General features: G+C 37.0%; 2 protein-coding genes. Both read right to left on the bottom strand.

Going from position 1 to position 1,266, the window contains the following annotated elements; all coding sequences use genetic code 11:
• Nucleotides 1-1,022, bottom strand: a 1,022-nt coding sequence (locus tag AC1DRQ_RS31665) for a GNAT family N-acetyltransferase (RefSeq protein WP_477430143.1), incomplete at its 3' end; no start/stop codon positions are given.
• A 32-nt stretch (nucleotides 1,023-1,054) separates the two neighbouring features.
• Nucleotides 1,055-1,266 (bottom strand): GNAT family N-acetyltransferase (locus AC1DRQ_RS31670; protein ID WP_477430145.1); only part of this gene is annotated, 212 nt, incomplete at its 5' end.

The raw sequence follows: 1,266 nt of genomic DNA on the forward strand, positions 1-1,266 counted from the left end.
TATCTGTATAGCGGAAAAAAATCGATATCGGCGTTTTTATCAATATCTTTTTTATCAAGCAGTTCTTGATATATAGCGGGGTTGGCAATATAGCGCCAGCTTTTATAATCTAAACAATGCTCTGTAAAGCCTAACTTCCATTTAAAAAGAGCATCTTCTTTAAAACCAAGCCCGCCCCCCAAATTATAGTAGCGCATACCCAGCGATCTGCCCAATATTGAAATCTCATCGGCCATAAACTTAGCGGGGCTATGATGCAGGTATTCGTTAAGCGTTCCTATTAAATGTGCCTGGATAATGCCATTGGTAAACATGATTATGGTGCTGCAAATTGCTATATCACCATCATACGCTGTTATCAGACGGGCATCATATTCAGGAGTGTTTAAAATTTTGTTAAAGTATTCCTGGTTAAAAAAATAATAAGGTGAAGCACCTACCCGGTTCATGTTTTCCAGATAAATTTTCACAAACAACGCAATGGCATCGGGTCCTCTCTCCTCTTTAACCTTAAAACCCTTGTTCCAGGCATGCTTTATTGCATCCATAGTTGATTGCTTGTATTTATTACGCTGCTCCTCTATACTCTCTGACAGGTCAATAACTACGGTACGACCATTTTCATATATACCTCCAAATTTTTCAAGCAGTAGTTGCTGCTTAAAAAATGGATGCATCCTGGTAAATACAGAAACATATTTTCCGTCTATAAGAAAATCCTGAAAGGCATGTTTAAAATTTTCCTTTAATGTATTACCCAATTCATCCATTTTTTTGTTTGAAAAAGGACCTGTATAACCATACACACTGCCAAGATCGTAAAGATCAGATCCAGGAATTGGCCTTTTAAGCAGCGGAAATGCGATATAATCGTCATGTTCCTGATAAACAAACAAAAGAGGTATACCCTGCCCCGTTTCTAATGCATGATAATGCCAGGTATGATAAAAATCATACTCTGCTGCTTTCTGTACATAAGAAGTCCATTCCAGCTTATCATGGATTGTCAATAATTTGATCATGTGGTTTGGTTTAATTTAGTTTTATATAGCAATCATTTATCCGAGGTTTCCAGGGCCATGAATTTTTTTTTTGAAATACTCATCCTGACCAGACCATCTTTTTCACCGACAATATCGAATCCGGCTTTTTCATAGATGGATAAAGCCGGGATATTAGCGGGATGTACTCTTAAATATAAACTGTCCAGATTTTTAAAAAAGAAGGCATATTTCAGTATAAGCATGGTAGCCTGATAGCCAATAC

The organism is Mucilaginibacter sp. P4_E8 (assembly GCF_056401495.1).